This window comes from Rickettsia felis URRWXCal2 (assembly GCA_000012145.1).
GTDB lineage: Bacteria > Pseudomonadota > Alphaproteobacteria > Rickettsiales > Rickettsiaceae > Rickettsia > Rickettsia felis.
Map to the genome: position 1 here is coordinate 219,796 of CP000053.1, position 19,886 is coordinate 239,681.

A 19,886-nucleotide genomic window follows, 5' to 3' on the forward strand; every position below is an offset into this window, starting at 1 on the left:
AACTATAGCGATGCTTGTAATTATATACAATATATAGTATGCTCAGCTCGTAGTTTAGAAACTATTGAAACAAAATATTAGGTTATTTCCTTATCAAATGCGGGATATATTGACTTGTGTTTGATAAGTTTGTTTTAATACTAGGTACTAAATTTTAACTTAAATATAGGAAAAAAAATTATGGCTCAAAAACCAAATTTTCTAAAAAAATTAATTTCCGCAGGATTGGTAACTGCTTCTACAGCTACCATAGTAGCCGGCTTCGCAGGCTCAGCTATGGGTGCTGCTACACAGCAGAATAGAACAACAGTCGGAGCTGCTACAACTGTTGACGGTGCGGGATTTGACCAAACTGCCGCTCCTGCAAATCTTGCAGTTGCTCCAAATGCAGTTATTACGGCTAATGCTAATAATGGTATTAATTTTAATACTCCAGCAGGTAGTTTTAACGGTTTGTTTTTAGATACTGCAAACAATTTAGCAGCGACAGTTAGTGAAGATACTACTTTAGGATTTATCACTAATGCTGCTAATAACGGTAACTTCTTTAATTTTACTCTTGGTGCCGGTAAAACTCTTACCATAACAGGACAAGGTATTACTGCTGGACAAGCTGCTGCTACAAAAAATGCTCAAAATGCTGTTGCACAAGTTAATGGTGGTAATGCTATTGCCAATAATGATCTTAGCGGTGTAGGAACAATAGATTTTGGTGCTGCGCCTTCTACATTAGTATTTAATTTAACAAACCCTACAACTCAAAGAGCTCCTCTTATACTTGGAGATAATGCTGTAATAGCTAATGGTGCTAACGGTACATTAAATGTTACTAATGGATTTATTCAAGTTTCAGATGAAACTTTTGCTACTATTAAGACAATTAATATCGGTGACGGTCAAGGTTTCATTTTCAATACTGATGCTACTGCCGGTAATGCTTTAAATTTACAAGTAGGTGGTGCTACTATTAATTTTAACGGAACAGACGGTACCGGTAGATTAGTATTATTAAGTAATGCTGCTGGTGGCGGTGCTACCGACTTTAATGTTACAGGAAGTTTAGGCGGTAATCTAAAAGGTATTATTGAATTTAATACTACTGCAGTAGCAGGTCAACTTATAGCTAATGCAGGTCCTGCTAATGCAGTAATAGGTACCAATAACGGAGCAGGTAGAGCTGCAGGATTTGTTGTTAGCGTAGCTAACGGTAATGCAGCAACAGTCGCTGGACAAGTGTATGCTAAAGACATGGTTATACAAAGTACTAATGCAGGCGGACAAGTAAATTTTGGACACATAGTTGATGTTGGTACGGACGGTACTACTGCATTTAAAACAGCAGCTACTACAGTTGCAATAACCCAGAACTCGAACTTTGGTGCCGTTGATTTCGGTAATACTGCATCACAAATTACAGTTCCTGATACTAAGGTTCTTACAGGTAACTTCACAGGTGATGCTAGCAATAACGGTAATACTGCGGGTGTGATAACTTTTGCTGCTAACGGTACTTTAGCAAGCGGTAATGCTGATGCAAATGTTGCGGTAACAAATAAAATTACAGCAATCGAAGCAGCAGGTGTCGGAGTTGTCCAATTATCAGGAACACATACTGCTGAATTACGTTTAGGAAACGCTGGTTCTCAGTTTAAGCTTGCTGATGGTACAATTATCAATGGTAACGTTAACCAAACTGTTCTTGTCGGTAATGCTGCTCTTGCAAATGGTGCTATTCAGTTAGATGGAAGTGCTACAATTACCGGTGATATAGGTAACGGTGCTGGTAATGCTGCTCCGATACAAGGGATTACTTTAGCTAACGATGCTTCAAAAACATTAACACTTGGCGGAGCAAATATTATCGGTGCTAATGCCGGTGGAACAATTGATTTCCAAGCTAACGGAGGTACTGTTAAGTTAACAAGTACTCAAAATAATATTTTAGTTGATTTTGATTTAGCTATCACTACTGATAAAACAGGTGTTGTTGATGCAAGTAGCCTAATAAATGCTCAAACTTTAACTATTAGTGGTAATATTGGTACTATTGCAGCTAATAATAAAACTCTTGGACAATTTAATATCGGCTCAAGTAAAACAGCTTTAAATAGTGGTGATGTTGCTATTAATGAGTTAGTTATTGGAAATAACGGTTCAGTACAACTTGCTCACAATACTTATTTAATAACAAAAACTACAAATGCTGCAAATCAAGGTAAAATAATATTTAATCCTGTTGTAAATGATAATACAACTCTTGCAGCTGGCACAAATTTAGGTAGTGAAGCAAATCCTCTTGCTGAGATTAATTTTGGTTCTAAAGGAGTTAATGGTGACACTATATTAAATGTTGGTCAAGGCGTAAATTTATATGCTACTAATATTACTACTACCGATGCTAACGTTGGTTCGTTCAGCTTTACTGTCGGTGGAACAAATATAGTAAGCGGTACAGTCGGTGGACAGCAAGGTAATAAGTTTAATACTGTAGAATTAGATAACGGTACTACTGCTAAGTTCTTAGGTAACGCAATATTTAACGGTGAAACTACAATTGAAGCTAACTCTATCTTACAAATCGGTGGTAACTATACTGCAGATAAGGTTGAATCTGCTGATGGTACCGGTATAGTAGAATTTGTTAACACCACTCCTATTACCGTAACATTAAACAAACAAGCTGGACCTGTTGATGATTTAAAACAAATAACAGTTTCCGGTCGCGGTAACGTAGTGATTAATGAAATAGGTAATGCAGGTAATGACCATGGTGCGGCGACTGATACAATTTCTTTTGAAAATGTAAGTTTAGGTGCAGCTTTATTCTTACCTAACGGGATCCCATTAGACGGTTTAACAATTAAAAGTACAGTAGGTAATGAAACAGCTACAGGTAATTTTGATGTTCCTAGACTGATTGTTTCAGGTGTTGATAGCGTAATCGCTGACGGTCAAGCAATCGGTGATCAGGATAATATTGTAGGTCTTGGTCTTGGAAGTGATAACAGTATTACTGTTAATGCTACTAAATTATATGCAGGTATCGGTAGCGTAAACAATAATCAAGGTACTGTCACACTTAGCGGCGGTATTCCTAACACCCCAGGTACAATTTACGGTTTAGGTATAGAGAACGGTAGTCCGAAGTTAAAGCAAGTAACGTTTACTACAGACTATAACAACTTAGGTAGTATTATCGCAACTAACGCAACAATTAATGACGGTGTAACTGTTACTACAGGTGGTGTAGCCGGAACAGATTTCGACGGTAAAATTACCCTTGGAAGTGTTAATGGTAACGCTAATGTAAGATTTGTTGACGGTACATTTTCTGATTCTACAAGTATGATTGTTACTACTAAAGCTAATAACGGTACTGTAACTTACTTAGGTAGTGCATTAGTCGGTAATATAGGTAGTTCAGATACTCCTGTAGCTTCTGTTAAATTTATAGGTAGTGATGATGGTGCAGGATTACAAGGAAATATTTATTCACAAGTCACAGACTTTGGTACTTATGACTTAAGTGTTTTAAATTCTAACGTAATTTTAGGCGGCGGTACTACTGCTATTAACGGTGAAATCGATCTTCTTACAAATACCTTAACATTTGCAAGCGGTACTTCAACATGGGGAAGCAATACTTCTATTGAAACTACTTTAACAGTAGCAAACGGTAATATAGGTCACATCGTTATTGCAGAAAATGCTCAAGTTAATGCAACAACTACGGGAACAACAACTATTAACGTACAAGATAATGCCAATGCAAATTTCAGCGATACGCAAACTTATACTTTAATCCAAGGTGGTGCTAGATTTAACGGTACTTTAGGAGGTCCTAACTTTGCTGTAACCGGAAGTAATCGTTTCGTTAATTACGGTTTAATACGTGCTGCTAACCAAGATTATGTAATAACACGTACTAACAATGCAGCAAACGTAGTTACTAATGATATCGCAAATAGCCCATTTGCAAGTGCACCGGGTGTAGGTCAGAACGTTACAACATTTGTAAATTCAACTAATACTGCGGCGTATAATAATCTTCTTTTAGCTAAAAATAGTGCTGATTCTGCTAACTTTGTTGGAGCTATTACTACCGATACAAGTGCAGCCATAACTAATGCACAATTAGATGTAGCAAAAGACATCCAAGCTCAACTTGGTAACAGATTAGGTGCTCTTAGATATTTAGGTACTCCTGAAACTGCTGAAATGGCTGGACCTGAAGCTGGAGCAATACCGGCTGCGGTTGCTGCAGGTGACGAAGCTGTTGACAATGTAGCTTACGGTATATGGGCAAAACCTTTCTATACTGATGCACATCAAAGTAAGAAAGGCGGTTTAGCTGGTTATAAAGCTAAAACCACCGGTGTCGTAATAGGTTTAGACACGCTAGCTAACGATAACTTAATGATCGGTGCTGCTATCGGTATTACTAAAACCGATATAAAACACCAGGATTATAAGAAAGGTGATAAAACCGACGTTAACGGTTTCACATTCTCTCTATATGGTGCCCAGCAGCTTGTTGAGAACTTCTTTGCTCAAGGTAGTGCAATATTTAGCTTAAACCAAGTGAAGAACAAAAGTCAGCGTTACTTCTTCGATGCTAACGGTAAGATGAATAAGCAAATTGCTGCCGGTAATTACGATAACATGACATTCGGTGGTAACTTAATGGTCGGTTATGATTACAATGCAATGCAAGGTGTATTAGTAACTCCAATGGCAGGACTTAGCTACTTAAAGTCTTCTGACGAAAACTACAAAGAAACCGGTACAACAGTTGCAAACAAGCAAGTTAACAGCAAGTTTAGCGATAGAACTGATTTAATAGTAGGTGTTAAAGTAGCCGGTGGTACTATGAATATAACTGATCTTGCGGTATACCCGGAAGCTCACGCTTTTGTAGTTCACAAAGTAAATGGTAGATTATCTAAAACTCAGTCTCAGTTAGATGGACAAGTTACTCCGTTCATCAGCCAGCCTGACAGAACTGCTAAAACATCTTACAATATAGGTTTAAGTGCAAGCATAAGACCTGATGCTAAGATGGAATACGGAATCGGTTATGATTTCAATGCTGCAAGTAAGTATACTGCACATCAAGGTACTTTAAAAGTACGTGTAAACTTCTAATCGCTCCCGATTAGTAAGTTTATAACTTTCTAAAGAAAAAAGAGCTCTCTTTGAAAAAAGGGGGCTTTTTTTTATTCTTTCTTCGTGCCTACAGGTCTTGTTGCGTGGCTCGGTAAACCCCACTATGTCACCTAGTTCGCTTAACCTATAGTACCGGACAATTTTTAAAAAGTCCTCGATGTCATCCCCGCGAAAGCGGGGATCCAGGCTAAAAAATCTTAATTTTAAAGATTTTTTATTATATCGTTTTTTTAGGATAAAACTTTAAAAAAGCTTTAAAGTACTGGATTCCCGCTTTCGCGGGAATGACATAGAACAAAAATTGTCCGGTACTATAGGTCAAACCACGGGATGACAGTGGTGAAATCGAGCCATGCAACAATGCCTCGCCTATGCGAGAAGAATTACGAAGTAATTCGACGAAGCAATCCAGTAAAAAATTCTGATTTACAGAATTTTTTTATTATTTTTTCTGGATTGCAGCAAAGCTTCGCTCCTCGCAATGACGATTAGATATTCATGCAACAATGCTATGCGAGAATGACATCACCTAATTTTTCACCAAGTGCAATATCTTCATTAACATCAAATTTTATTGACTTTTAGTCGAAAAGATATAAAGCTTTACAGCTAGAAATTTAAAATTAATAAATATTATGAAAAAATATATATTAGGGATTATTGTGCTTCTAATAAGCGGAACTATATTTGCTCAAAGTCAAATATCTAATTTAGTTGTACCGGTTAGCTATTTTATAAATCATGTATCGCAATTGGAAAAGCTAAAAGAAAATCTTAATAAATACAAGCAATCTAGTGTAGTAGGGGGAAACGGTATGGGTAAAACCCAGCTTGCTAGGATGTACGCTTATGAAAATAAAGAAAACTATAACATAATTTGGTTTATTGATTGTAATCTAAATATAGAGCAGCAATTACTCAAATTATCTAAAGCTATTAATACCGAAGTAAAATCACCGGTGATTTCGGAAGATATGGCAGTAATGAGGAAAGATTTAATAGCTTATCTAGCAAGTAAAGATAAATGGTTATTGGTGTTTGATAATTTAAAAATAGGCGAGAATAAGAAAATAGAAGATTTTATTAATTGGGAATATAACGGTAATATTATAGTTTGTTCTCAAGATGATGAATTATTATCTAATATAATCAAAGCAAATGCTTTCACTAAGTCGGAAACTGCATTACTTGCAAAAAATATATTGGAAAATAAAAATCCGGAATTAATAAATTTTTTGACTCAAGAATTTGGAGGCTATCCGATTCTCGTAGTTCAAGGAGCACAAATATTAAATCAAGTACAAGGTTTGAACTTAGTAGAAGAATATAAGAAAAAGATAAAAGCCTCTAAGGATAAAATTGAGCTAAATATAAAACTTGTTAGCAATGAATTAAACCCTAGTGCCAAAAGATTACTAGATGGGATAGCACTGCTTAATAATCAAAGTTTTTCAAAAGAATTATTAAATTCTATTACTGAAGATAAGAACAGTTTAGATGATGATATTTATCAGCTTTCTAAATTTGCTTTGATCTCTAATATTGAACCTAATGAAGTTAATCCGATATTTGAAATGCATGATGTTATAGCTGAAAAAATATTACAAATAAATGGAGATAAAGGAAATAAAGAATATCTTGAACGTAGTGTTACTAATCTTTTAAATTCCATACCTAAAAGTTTAGTAAAGGGGCGTATTTTTAGAAATGCTAAAACTATATCGGATAATATTGAGATAATTACAAAAAATGCAGAAAAATACGATATATCGATATATAAAATTCTAGAGTTAAAATTAAATTTATTAATACAATATGCTAATTCTTCCGATTTATATAACTCAAAAAAATTAGTAAATTGGTTTGATAAAAACGATCAAAAAGGTAAATTTAAATTATGGACAATGAATAATGAAGAAAAATTTGCTTATGCTGCATATTTAGGACGCATAGGGTGGTATTATAGAACTTGGTCGGATCCTAAAAAAGCAATTGAATATGATACGAAAGCTAAGCAGGTATTTGATGAAGTAAAAGGATATGATTCCATAAAATGTAATGTAGTTTTCGGTTCGGCTATATCCAATATTCAGCTAGGAAATCTAGAGGAGGCAGAAAAAAATATCCAAATTATGGAAGCTATGTTCGATCAAAATTTGGTAGATCAAACTGATATAGCAACTATATATTATGCAAAAGCTAAATTATTTAATATCCAAGGTAAAAATTATGAAGCATTAAGAAGAATTGACGATAGTATAAATGCTTGTATTGAAAACGGCATGAAACTTCAAGATTTATTTCTTACTGGTTCATATCTCATTAAAGTAGATGTATTAAATAATCTTAAGAAACATCAGGAAGCTCTTTCTTTATTAGAACAAGTATATGATATGAATAAATCGAGTAAAAAAGAGGAAAATCAAGTATTTGGACGAATTTTTACCCAAAAATCAAGAGCAAAGCTAAGACTCGGTGATGTTACCGAAGCTCTAGAATACGCCAAAAAAGCTAAAGCAATTTTCTTTAATGATCCAACTAGACCTAATAAAGAGATTATTATATCACCGGATATAGATTTGGCAAAAACGTTTGTTGCTGAAGGGGATGCACTAGTGTTACTTAATCAAAATGAGGAGGCGGTAGATGCTTATGCTACTGCTGAAAATATATATTGGAATAACTATAAAGAAAATATGAAAAATGTGTATGAAATAAGTAATATGTATCTTGCAGCCGCTAAAGCTAGTTGCACTTTACCTAAGAAATTTTGGTATGAAAAATTCCGTAATAATCAGATAGAAAAATTCGGAGCTGATCATCCGAATAGTATAAAAATTTTAAACCTTAAATGTGATGGTTCAAATTAGCTAGAATTTTTTCTGATTAGTGCAATAAAAAAGCCGGAAGCGGTGAGAATAATTCCAAGCCAAATAAAGCTCATCATTGGCTTATAATATATTTTAGCATGAATTATATCGCCGTCTATATTACTTAAAACGGCGTAAAGATCATATGATAAGTAAGAATATATATCGCTTTCTTGCGATAAGCTCTTCTCAACTATATAAAGCCTATTTTCCGGCTTTAATATAGTTATATTACGGCTATTATCCTCAAGCCAAAATTCAGCGATTTGTCTATAATAATTTTTACCTTGAGCAAACTTAATATTTTGCAATGTTATTTTAAATTCGTTAAATGTTTTACTTGCCCCTATTTTACCGGTAAAATCCATTTCACTTTGTAATAGTGCATTCATAGTAATACTGAAAGCAATTAGTGCAAAACCAAAATGCCCTAAGGTCATACTAGCAGTACTTGCTTTAAGCCTATTTCTAAAATAATTAGTTTTAATCAAAAGATAATGAACATTATGAAGCATCAAAAATATAGATGCAATTATAGTTAAAATCGATATAACACTAAATGTTACTTTTAACGAGATAAAATAAGTAATTATTAGAGATAATATTAGAATTATAATATGTTTTTTAATAGAGCTTTTAGTAGCAAATAATCCTATAGTACAAAGAATAGGGATAACGAATATAATAAAATTATTAATAAAAAATGTTTCACCGATAATAATAGGTTTATCGTCAAATAAAGAGTAAATTGGCGGGTAAAGTGTGGCAGCTATTAGCACAATAAGGCTAAGTAGGAAGAAGATGTTGCCGAGGAGTATGGCGTTTCCACAATTCGTCATTGCGAAGCCACGAAAGTGGCTGCGGCAATCTCGGATAGTTTCCTGAGATTGCTTCGTTAATGCTGATGCACCTCCTCGCAATGACGTGGTAGTATACAACCCAATACTACCAATCCCCATAATCAAAAATATCCCAAGTAAGTATATTCCTCTCTCAGGTGAGAATGCAAAAGAGTGAATTGAGGTAATAAAACCGGAACGTACTAAAAAAGTACTAAATATTACTAATAAAAAAGTAACAATTGATAAGATTATCGTCCAGTTATGCAAGGGGGCTATACGGTTTGTTTTGGTAGTAACTATTATAGAATGATGTAACATGATTCCGGATAACCAAGGAAATAGCGAAATATTTTCTACCGGGTCGAAAAACCAAAATCCACCCCAGCCGAGTTCTCTATAGGCCCACCAAGAACCTAGGCTAATTCCTATGGTAGTAAATAAGATACCGATATTGGAAAATGTTTTGAGAAGTTTTATGTCATTTATGGATTCCTGTTTTCGCAGGAATGACATAGAAGAGGAATGGAATAACATAGCGGCACAAACAATAGTAAAAGGCACTACATAGCTGACATAGCCTAAATAAAGCAGAGGAGGATGGATGCTCAAAGCAATATCTTGTAGCATCGGGTTTAGTCCAAGCCCCTCTTTAGGAGCGAAAGAAAACACGTTAAAAGGATTGGAGGTAAAGTAAATAAAACTGCTAAAAAATAATTGTATGGCTGATAGAATAATAATAGATAAAAATTTAAGCCGGTTATCTTTAAGTAAAAATATATAACAGCAACTAACGATTTGTAATAAACAAAACCATAATAACATTGAGCCTTCGTGGCTCGACCAACTACCGGCTATTTTATATATTAAAGGTTTTAAAGTACTAGAGTTTAAAAAGACATTTTGTAGTGAAAAGTCAGAAATAATAAAAGCATAGACTAGGGTAAAAAAGGCAAGTATAGAACATGAGGCACTTGCGTAGAAAGAAAAATTGATAATATTGTCGTTGGGAGGAGGCCCGAAGTGTCGACGCGGCAATCTCAGGAGTTTTTGTATTACCTCATGAGATTGCCACGCTCCTTTTAGTCGCTCGCAATGACGCGTTAATAAGCCAAAAACAATCGACATCCCGCTTAAGCACATCGTTGTTAGCAGTAAAAAATTACCGATTTCACTCACTGCTTATTGTTTCCTCAGTAGTAGGTAATACGGTAATTTTTACGCTATCAATCTTATTGGCAATTTTCTTTAAAATTATTATTTTAAAGTTAAATATTTCGATTACCTCTCCTTGATTTGGAATTCTAGCAATTTTATGGATTATTAACCCCGCTATAGTGTTTGCATCCTCGTCCGATAAATTCCAATCAAGTTCTCGGTTAATATCTCTAATAGTCGTAGTGCCTTTTATAATGAACTCGGTATTAGACTTCTTGATAATTTCATTATTAAGCCTATCATGTTCATCGGTAATAGGTCCTACGATTTCTTCTATAACATCTTCAAGAGTAATAATTCCCTGTAAATCGCCATATTCATCTACAACACAAGCAAAATGATTATTACGCTCTCTAAAGGCATGTAACTGATCTACTACAAGTGCATTCTCAGGGATAAACCAAGGTGGAGTTAGAAGTTTATTAATATCAACTTTTTTTGCATCATTATTATTTTCGTATAATGCTTTAAGCAAATCTTTTAGATTCAGAATCCCTATTATATTATCTCTATTATCTTGCCATAAAGGTATACGTGTATGAGCACCCGATAATAAAGTTTTAATTATCACTTCATGAGGTAGGTCGATATTAAGGGCTATAATACTACTTCTGTGAGTCATAATTTCCGATACCGTCATATTACGTATATCTAATATTCCGCCGAGCATATTACGATCGGATTTATAAACTCCGCCTTCTTGGTGGTAATGCTCAATCACGCCTCTTACTTCTTCCGTTCCTGATATTTGAGGATTTAAATTAATACGAAATATGAAGCAAAATATTTTTGTAATGTAATCAAGAGCAATATTAATAGGTTTGAAAAGCTTTAAAAATATTACGATAGTTGAAGCCATTTTTAATGCTAATTGTTCAGGTTTAGCAACGGCTATTGCTTTCGGTACTACTTCGGCAAAAACAATAATTATAAAAGCCATAACGCCGGAAGCAACAATAGGTCCATTATCTCCAAGAAAGCTAATAAAGAGAGTAGTAGCAATAGTAGTACAAACAGTATTGATTAGGCTATTACCGATTAGTAGGGTTCCTATGACCTTTTCTTTTTTCTTAAGAACCTCTAAAACTGTTTTAGCACGCTTATTACCGGCGATTTTAAGCTTATGAATCTTTCCCGGCGAGGAGGCGGTAATAGCAGTTTCGGTAGCAGCAAATAAAGCAGATAAGGCAATCATTATTATAATAACGATCACAAGTATGGTAGTCATTCTTGTTAAATATAAATTAACTATAAATAATTATATTAGGAATTAGAAATTTTGCCTAATGTTTTTTTGTATACTCAGGTAGAATTTGAAAAATTGGCTACGTCGTTCTACAAGAGCTGTGGTACTCACATATTAAGTATATGCTCCGCTCCGAGGACTTTGAACCGATTACTCTTTTTAAAGTTGTATCAAGTATACTACTTATTCTTATAAGAGTATATTAGAGTCGTCTAGAGTGATCAGTTGTTTTTTGATTCTTCACTAATTCTTGTGAAATTTATTACTTGATTGCTGTACAGAATTTGTTTTTAACGGTCTCACGATTTCTTGTGCTTGCTGTTGCATTAATAGTGTATTAGCTTGAGCCTTTCTTAAATTTATACCTTGTCCTTTAGATTCTTCAGTAGTTAGAATTTTTTGACCTTTAGAAAATTTTATTGCACTATCGCATACGAAAACTCCGCAATCATAAGCGTTTTCTTGTTGTTTGGTGTTTAGATCTATTATTTTTGCACCGGGATAAACTTCGTTAATATATTCTGTTACTTTTGGACGAGTTTCTAATGGCTCACCATAGGGGTCATTATAAATAAAGTTTATATTACCTTTATCATCTTTACTAGCCGTTAAGAGTAACCAATGTTTATGTCCTGTATTTAGTGGTATAATTGCAGATTTGTTATCTAATAGTAAACCCTCTCCTGTAGCATGAAGAGTATCTTTTAGTATTTCCGGCTCTTCTAAAGAGGCATGATGAAATATAGAGAATTTATTCTTATCTATATTTGCTTCCAGTATATTTTTTATATCATCTTCAGTGTATAAATACTTAGGTTGTTTTATATTTTCTGTATTATAAATACCGGCTTGAGCTTCAGTATCTTCAGTATTTATAATCGGTGATGATTTTTTTTCAGGTATTTTTGGCTCTATTAGCGATTTAATTAATTGTTTTTCTGCTTGCAGAGATGCTTCATACATTTTTTGTGTAATTCCTAGTTCTTCCCATGGTTTTGTATTACTCACAGAAGCTTGTTGTTCCGGTTGAGTTATAGGAGGGACAGCAACTACTTGCTGTTCTTGCGTCATTGCTTCCGTAGTTGGAGTTGTTGATTCTTGAGTTTTAGGTTCTTCTTTTTTGCCAAATATTGTTTCTTTAAAACTAGTTACTATATCTTTAAAATAGTTAAAAACTCGTCTAAAAAAACCTTGCTGTTGTGGTTGGATTTCTTGTAGAGGTTCATATGGTGTTGTTTGTTCTTTTTGTATATCCTCAGCTCTATCTTTCATAACTTTCTTTGTATTAAAATTAAAGTCAATAGGGTTTACCTCAGCTTTACCTAAATCTTTTTGAAATTGCCTAGATATTTGTGATACATATTTTTTAAAGTTTTCAGCAGCATTATTTGGATCTTTTAAGATTTCATTAATTTCAAGTTTCAATCCGTAAATTTGATCTTCAGATCTAATACCGAATTTAGCAGTGATAAGATTTGTTGCTTCGTCTGCAGAAAGAGGCCAAGTTTCTATAATTACTCTACCACCTTGATTTTTAGCTGTTTTTATTAGTTTGTCTAATTTTGCTTTGTCAGGTATCGTACCGGAGAGCAACTGGTCAATTTCACGATCATATACAAGATTGTTAAAAACAGATGTTACTAAACTTATATCCGTAATTGTAGTGGTTTTATCTTTTGGTACTATACCATCGGCTATAGCTAAATTTTGATCTGCTTCATTTGTGAAAAAAACATGATCAACTTTTTCCATAATTTGCTTCCAATAAGCTTCCAAGTCAGGATTTTGGGTTAATGAATTATATTGATCAAAAGTAATAGTAGTTTTTATATTTAAATTTTGCGAATTAATTAAATCTTGCACCCGAAAAATTGGTTTTACATTATTATTGTTAAGTTGAATGTTAAAAATCGGTGTTTTGCCCTCTTTGAGGGATTTTTCTAAGATTTCCGAAAAAATACGTTCTTTATCGGATATATGTGATTCTTTATTAACTTGAAGCGGGATAATAGGTAGTTTATTTTGAGCTTCCTGATTGTTTATTCTTTCTAATATCTGATCTTTATTGCCAAGTAAAAGAGTAAATATAATAGGCTCAGCCATTACTAACCTTTATTAAATAAATAGCATTAATATAATTTAATTATCAGAATTTTTGGGCTTCAAATCAAGCTATATTTAATAATCCGTGCTTTAGCTTATATAATTTATCCATTTTATGTGCTAACTCATGGTTATGTGTTACCATAATAACTGCGGTATTTTGTTCTCTTGCTACTTTTAAAAATAAATTAAATACTTCATTTGTAGTTTTGGGATCTAAATTACCTGTCGGTTCATCTGCTAAAATAATTTTTGGCTTATTAATTAAGCTCCGAGCTATAGCGACCCGTTGTTGTTCTCCGCCCGATAATTCTCCGGGCATATTATAGAGTTTTTTCCCAAGTCCTAAATCATCTAATATCTTTGTTGCATCTTCTATTGCTTCTTTTTGATCAAGACCGCTAATAAGTCTTGGCATAATAACATTTTCAAGAGCGGTAAAATCTTTAAGTAAGTGATGTTGTTGATAGATAAAACCTAAATAATGAAGACGAATGAGATGATATTTTTGATACTTGCTATTTGGTATGATGACTTGACCGTTTGTAGGTTTATCAAGCAAGCCGGCAATATGTAGTAAAGTCGATTTGCCGCTACCTGAAGAACCTATTATAGCGATTAATTCACCCTCATTAACCGTTAAATTAAGATCATCAAGTACCCTAACAATAGTTTTGCCTTGGCTGTAATGTTTTGAGATATTTTTTAGAATGAGGACTGTATTATTCATATCTTAGGGCATCCACGGGATTTAATTTTGAGGCTCTATAAGAAGGATAAATTGTCGCAAGAAAACACAATATTATAGATAAAGAGGTAATTAAAATAATATCCTCAGCTCTTACTTTTGAAGGTAAACTATAAAGAAAATAAATAGCTGCCTCGAAAATTTTAGTACCGGTTATACGCTCCAAATAATTTTTGATAGTTTGAATATTATAAGAGAAAGTAACCCCAAGGATTACACCTAGTGTTGTGCCAAGTAATCCTATAAACATTCCGTTATAGATAAAAATAAGCATTATTTGCTTAGTGCTTGCTCCCATAGTTCTAAGAATTGCAATATCTGAAGTTTTATCTTTAACAAGCATAAATAAGCTTGAAATAATATTAAAGGCGGCAACCGTAATAATTAAAGATAGAATAGTAAACATAGCCGTACGCTCGACAGCAAGGGCACTTAAAAACTGTGAATTTAAGGTTTGCCAATTAAATACGTATAGGTTTGGACCTAATAATGATTGTATTTTATATGAATATGCGAGAGCTTTATCGGGGTCTAGACTATTAATTTCAATTAAATTAATATCGTCGCCGAGAGATAAGAAATTTTGTGCTGCGGTAAGCGGCATTAATATCGTTGTCAAATCATAATCATACATACCGCTATTGAAAATTGCGATAATTTTAAATTCTTTTGATCTTGGCATACTGCCAAGGGCGGTAGAAACTGAATTTGGGGAAATTAATCTAATCTTATCCCCAATTGTTACGCCTAAATTACTTGCTAATTGTTCTCCGAGTGCTATTACGTTTTTGCCGTGAAAATCATCAAAACTACCGAAATTTACATTTTTAAAAATTTCATTTCTTAAACTTAGATCCTTTAATTTCATACCTTTAACAAGCACGCCGCTATTATTACTTTTACCAAGAGCCAAAGCTTGACCGTGAGCGATGAATGTTACATGCTTTACATAATCTTGTTTTAGGAGTTTAGCTTTAATTTCTTCATAGTTATCAATACTACCGCCTTGCCGATTTATTACTATATCCCCATTTAAGCCGATAATATTTTTAGTAAGCTCTATATGAAAACCGTTCATAACAGACATAACTACTATCAATGCTGCAACGCCGATCATTACGCCTACTAAAGAAAAGGCAGAAATAATAGAAACAAATTTTTCGTTTTTCTTAGCTCTAAAATACCTGAAAGCTATCTTGAAAATAAAATTGTTATTGATCATTTTTTTTATTTGTTCTTATATCTATATCGTCATTGCGAGGAGCGAAGCGACGTGGCAATCTAGTTTTTATTTCCTGAGATTGCCACGCTCCTTGCAGTCGCTTAGCTCATGACGAAACAAAGACCTCTACACTCTATCGGAAATCTCAAAGACTTTATCGTACTTAAATAATTTAGGTAATGTTATTAACCCAAATAGCGTAACAATGGATATAGTAATGCCAAGAGGGGTAAAAGTACCGTTATATAAAAATCCTACTAATTGCAGCCCAAATGCCGTTAAAATCAATCTAGCCGCAGTAAACATAGCCGTCATACGAGCTTTACCGTCCGGAATAGCTTCTAAAAGCAATGGCCATAATATGTTAATCGGATATATCACGCCAAGAGATAATAATAAAGTAACTATTGTTATAGTTAAAGGATTATTAATATTATATATAACTAATATACTATTTCCTAGTAGGAATAGTATTATAAATATAACTCCAAAATAGAAGCAATTTCTAATACCGAATTTTTTAAAGCAATAACCGCTTGAAAAGCTCATAATTGAGAATAGAGCCGCCATTGCTCCTTGATAAAGTCCGAAATATTCTAAAGTTACACCTAAATCTAGCATATATAAAATAGGAGCAATCCCAATAAATATCCAATATCCTTGTGCAAGAAATATCATTGTAAGTATATAATATATAGCTTTTGGCGATTTGAAGATAGGTATATATTCTTTTAAAGAAATACGTATTTTTTTATTAACTTCTCTTTTCGGAATAAATAATATACCAAGAATTAAGCTAATTAAGCCAAGTGTGAATAATAAAGCAAAATTACCTCTCCAACCCCAAAATAAATTGACGTAACTGCCTAGCACCGGTGCAAAAGCCATAGAAAGCGTAATAGTACCGTTTAAAATTCCCATTAATTTTTGTTGTTCTTGTACTGAATAAATATCGGCAAGAACAACATATACTAGCACTGCAACCGATGATATCCCGCATCCTTGCAAAAATCTTCCAAATAATATAGCTTCATAATTATTTGCAAATACACAAAATAAACTACCAAGATTAAAAATCAGTAAACCGAGTATAATAATCGGTCTGCGTCCGTATCTATCTCCTAAATTACCGACTATAAGCGAAGTAATACAATAAGCGGTTAGATTTACACCGAGTAGTAGTTCTGTCATAAAAGTTGAAAGGTTGAATGTATCTTGTATTTCAGGGAAGCTTGGAACGAATAAATCTATTTCTGCTCCAGCGAGTATTTCCATGATGATTACGGTAATAAGTAATTTCATAAGTAATTGTTAGTTTAATAAAGTGTGGTTGTATGGCTCTAATGTCATTCCTGCGAGGCGTTGCTGCGTGGATCCCACCCCGTTATTGCGAGGAAAATTACGTAGTAATTGACGAAGCAATCCAGTAAAAAAATGTTAAAATTAGCATTTTTTGCTAATTTTTCTGGATTGCCGCACGAACGATGTTCGTTCGCAATGACGAAAAACCGAGCCCTGCTTCCGCAGGAATGACAACGTATTATTTTACTAAAGAAAGAATAAATGAATATTTATACTCGTCTAGCAATTTTTATTTATCAATGAGTATATACATGACACGATAACAGGAAGACTGAAAGGAAGTGAAAGCAGAAACTTTTAGTGATATATGTTGAGAATAATTATTCCTAACATATGGGACTATTAACAAAATAAATTTTAAAGCTAATTAAGTTTACTTTTGCTGTAAATTATAAAACTTTTTTGAAATAGTATTAACTATTCCTTCAAAAATCTTATTAATTTTCGCTAAAAATTCTTTTTAATTATCAATTAGAATTATTTTGTTAACAGTCCCCTATCAATTTTAAAAATCAATTAAAATATTACTGATTAATTCCTAAAGCTTGTTTTTGAGCATCGGTAGTATTTTCCATTACCCACTTTTGGACATCAGGACTTAGCATATTATACTGATCTGCTGTTAAACTAGCAACCCAAGCTTGTTGATCATCAGTACTCATAGCTTGTATTTGGGTTGTTGTAACTGAAGCTGGGTCAGGCATTTGCATTGATGAAGCAAATACTGGGCTTGCGAAAGCTAGAATTAATAAAATCTTTAATAAATTTTTCATTTTGTAAACCTTTTTTGTTTTGTAATTACGATTATAACAAAGCCACGGCAGCTTTCAAGCTAAATTATATTTAATATTTAAATTTTTTTATACTACGGAGCTTTTATTGTAACAAATATATCAATTATCTACTTTATTGTCATTCCTAGTTCAGCATTATTGCGTGGATACCAAATCGTCATTGCGAGCGACCGTAGGGAGTGTGGCAATCTCATGAAGTAATAACAAACTCCTGAGATCGCTTCGTCGAATTACCTTGTAATTCTTCTCGCAATGACGGAAAACCGAGCCACGCAGGCAATACTTTCGTAGGAATGACATACCCTTTTATACTGTTAACTGCTCTCTGCAAATATTACGATAGATTTCTGAGTTTTTAGATAAATCATTATGTGATCCGCTAGCCGCCACTCCTCCTTTATCTATGACTAAAATATAATCAGCTGATTCTATACTACTAATCCGATGGGCAATTGATATAATAATTTTCCCTTTCATTATTTCTTTTATAGATTCTAGTAATTTCTGCTCGCTCATCGTATCTAAAGCACTCATTGCTTCGTCAAGAAGTAAAATTTGCGGCTTGCGAAGTAATGCTCTAGCAATAGCTATCCTTTGTTTTTGTCCTCCTGATAATCTAACTCCTCTCTCACCGATTTTAGCATTGATACCGTCATGAAGTTTAGCAGCAAATTCTTCTATTCCCGTAATTTTTATTATCTCATTTATATCGTCGTCGCTTGCTTGCGTATTACCAAATATAATATTTGATTTTATAGTGCCGGAAAAAATGTTAGCTTCTTGGGGAACATAGGCAATTAATTTACGAATTTCAGCAGGATTTGAAAGAGTTATATCTTGATTGTTAATAAGGATAGTGCCGCTTTCTTGCCGGTAAAAACGCAGCAGTAACTGCATCAAGGTACTTTTGCCTCCGCCTGATCTGCCTACAATACCGATAAATTTATCGGCATTTATCTTCAAAGACATATTATTAATAATCCTTAAATTAGGTCTTGAATGATAGGTAAAATCGACATTTTTAAATTCTATTGAAATTGGATCGGAATTATTTAATTCTAAATAACTATTATGTGTTATAGGAGTCTTATCTATAATTGTAATTATTCGCTCTAGTGCGGCGAGCGGTAGATGTATTTCACTTAATAATTCAAAAATACCGCCGCTACTAAAGCCGGCAATAATAGCATAATAAATAAACGAGATAATTTGACCGGCAGATAAATTCCCTTTAACTATATCCGAAGCTCCAATCCAAACAACTAAAGTAATTGCAAGAAATATAATTGCTATTGAAATCGCAAAGAATAAAGCACGAATTTTTAAACGGGTTTTGCAGTATGTTAAATAGTTTTGTAGTTTAGTATCAAAATCGGTAATTTTATTTGTTTGATTGTTAAAAGCATAGATAGCTCTAATATTATTAAAAGTTTCATCAATATCCGATGCTAAAAGTGACTTAGATTCTAGAGCTTTTTTAGATAAAGCCTTAACATGCTTGCCGAATTTAATTAAAGGAATTAATAAAATAGGAATGGTAATAATTACTATAGAAGCGAGTTTAAAGCTTTCAAAAAACATTAAAGTAACGCCGCCAATTAGCATCACTGAATTGCGAATGAAAAAAGATAAGAAATTAACTATGAGAGTAGATATTTGATCTATATCATTTGTTAGGCGTGAAATTATATCGCCGATTTTTAGTTCTTCAAACTCTTCAATTTCATAAGTAATTAAATTACTATAAGCATCTTTTCTTATTTGATTAACTGCCTTTTCAGCAACATTATTGATAAAATATGAACGGAAAAAACTAGCAATACTTAAGATGATAATTAATAAACAAATATATAATATAGATTTATCAACCGATAAAATATGGTTTTGGCTTAAGCCGTTATCAACTAAATTTCTAAAAACACTACCGATTAGTAATAATGAAGCGGATACGCTAAGTAAAGAAATCATAACGATGATCAAGTCTTTTTTATAGAACTTTAGATACTTAATCAATCTATATAAAAGTTTGATATCCATAAGAAAAAATGTCATTGCGAGTGACTTTAGGTGTTGTTGGATATCAAATCGTCATTGCGAGGAGCGAAGCGACGTGGCAATCTAGAAAAATAATAAAAAAGTACTAACTTTAGTATTTTTTTACTGGATTGCTTCGTCAAATTACTATGTAATTTTCCTCGCAATGACGATTTGGTAATCACATAACAATCCCAAAATATGGGGCGAGTGACGGGTTTCGAACCCGCGACCCTCAGAACCACAACCTGATGCTCTGACCAACTGAGCTACACCCGCCATAA

General features: G+C 33.4%; 9 protein-coding genes, 1 tRNA gene and 1 pseudogene. 2 read left to right on the forward strand and 9 right to left on the reverse strand.

The annotated features are described in order from the left end of the window. The first annotated feature begins 180 nt into the window (after window positions 1-180). Both ompB and RF_RS11145 read left to right on the forward strand, forming a co-directional pair. Window positions 181-5,145: an outer membrane protein OmpB gene (ompB, locus tag RF_RS01120; RefSeq protein ID WP_011270557.1), complete on the forward strand. Its 4,965-nt coding sequence runs from the start codon at window positions 181-183 to the stop codon at window positions 5,143-5,145. Window positions 5,146-5,801: 656 nt separating this feature from the next. Then, the gene (locus tag RF_RS11145) at window positions 5,802-8,036 is read left to right on the forward strand and encodes an AAA family ATPase (protein WP_011270558.1); all 2,235 of its coding nucleotides are present in this window, start codon (window positions 5,802-5,804) and stop codon (window positions 8,034-8,036) included. On the opposite strand, the gene RF_RS01130 is transcribed toward RF_RS11145, so the two are convergent. The 9 genes and pseudogenes from RF_RS01130 to RF_RS01170 all read right to left on the reverse strand — a co-directional run bounded on the left by RF_RS01130 (window position 8,033) and on the right by RF_RS01170 (window position 19,881). Continuing rightward, entirely contained in the window at window positions 8,033-9,919 is a 1,887-nt protein-coding gene (locus RF_RS01130; protein WP_410525680.1) for a heme lyase CcmF/NrfE family subunit, read from the reverse strand. The two genes, RF_RS11145 and RF_RS01130, sit on opposite strands and share 4 nt — an antisense overlap. A gap of 127 nt (window positions 9,920-10,046) precedes the next feature. Then, on the reverse strand, window positions 10,047-11,321 hold the full coding sequence (locus RF_RS01135) for an HlyC/CorC family transporter (RefSeq protein ID WP_011270560.1): 1,275 nt from the start codon (window positions 11,319-11,321) through the stop codon (window positions 10,047-10,049). Between the two features lie 220 nt (window positions 11,322-11,541). Beyond that, window positions 11,542-13,442: pseudogene (locus RF_RS01140) on the reverse strand (Ulp1 family isopeptidase). A gap of 64 nt (window positions 13,443-13,506) precedes the next feature. Then, the gene (locus tag RF_RS01145) at window positions 13,507-14,172 is read right to left on the reverse strand and encodes an ABC transporter ATP-binding protein (RefSeq protein WP_011270562.1); all 666 of its coding nucleotides are present in this window, start codon (window positions 14,170-14,172) and stop codon (window positions 13,507-13,509) included. Further along, window positions 14,165-15,412, reverse strand: coding sequence for a lipoprotein-releasing ABC transporter permease subunit (locus tag RF_RS01150; RefSeq protein WP_011270563.1), 1,248 nt, complete (start codon window positions 15,410-15,412; stop codon window positions 14,165-14,167). The genes RF_RS01145 and RF_RS01150 overlap by 8 nt, the downstream gene beginning before the upstream one ends. 126 nt (window positions 15,413-15,538) lie before the next feature. Continuing rightward, window positions 15,539-16,714 carry a multidrug effflux MFS transporter gene (locus tag RF_RS01155; RefSeq protein ID WP_011270564.1) on the reverse strand — a complete coding sequence of 392 codons (1,176 nt, stop codon included), beginning with the start codon at window positions 16,712-16,714 and terminating at the stop codon, window positions 15,539-15,541. A 584-nt stretch (window positions 16,715-17,298) separates the two neighbouring features. Then, window positions 17,299-17,547 carry a DUF2673 domain-containing protein gene (locus tag RF_RS01160; RefSeq protein WP_011270565.1) on the reverse strand — a complete coding sequence of 83 codons (249 nt, stop codon included), beginning with the start codon at window positions 17,545-17,547 and terminating at the stop codon, window positions 17,299-17,301. A 327-nt stretch (window positions 17,548-17,874) separates the two neighbouring features. Beyond that, window positions 17,875-19,605, reverse strand: coding sequence for an ABC transporter ATP-binding protein (locus RF_RS01165; protein WP_039594812.1), 1,731 nt, complete (start codon window positions 19,603-19,605; stop codon window positions 17,875-17,877). 199 nt (window positions 19,606-19,804) lie between these two features. After that, window positions 19,805-19,881: transfer RNA gene (locus RF_RS01170), tRNA-His, on the reverse strand. Between the last annotated feature and the right edge of the window lie 5 nt (window positions 19,882-19,886).

What these genes read in the sequence shown, in the direction of transcription:
- ompB (WP_011270557.1), top strand. Translation starts at nt 181, where the DNA reads ATGGCTCAAAAACCAAATTTTCTAAAAAAATTAATTTCCGCAGGATTG.
- RF_RS11145 (WP_011270558.1), top strand. Translation starts at nt 5,802, where the DNA reads ATGAAAAAATATATATTAGGGATTATTGTGCTTCTAATAAGCGGAACT.
- RF_RS01135 (WP_011270560.1), bottom strand. Translation starts at nt 11,321, where the DNA reads ATGACTACCATACTTGTGATCGTTATTATAATAATGATTGCCTTATCT.
- RF_RS01145 (WP_011270562.1), bottom strand. Translation starts at nt 14,172, where the DNA reads ATGAATAATACAGTCCTCATTCTAAAAAATATCTCAAAACATTACAGC.
- RF_RS01150 (WP_011270563.1), bottom strand. Translation starts at nt 15,412, where the DNA reads ATGATCAATAACAATTTTATTTTCAAGATAGCTTTCAGGTATTTTAGA.
- RF_RS01155 (WP_011270564.1), bottom strand. Translation starts at nt 16,714, where the DNA reads ATGAAATTACTTATTACCGTAATCATCATGGAAATACTCGCTGGAGCA.
- RF_RS01160 (WP_011270565.1), bottom strand. Translation starts at nt 17,547, where the DNA reads ATGAAAAATTTATTAAAGATTTTATTAATTCTAGCTTTCGCAAGCCCA.
- RF_RS01165 (WP_039594812.1), bottom strand. Translation starts at nt 19,605, where the DNA reads ATGGATATCAAACTTTTATATAGATTGATTAAGTATCTAAAGTTCTAT.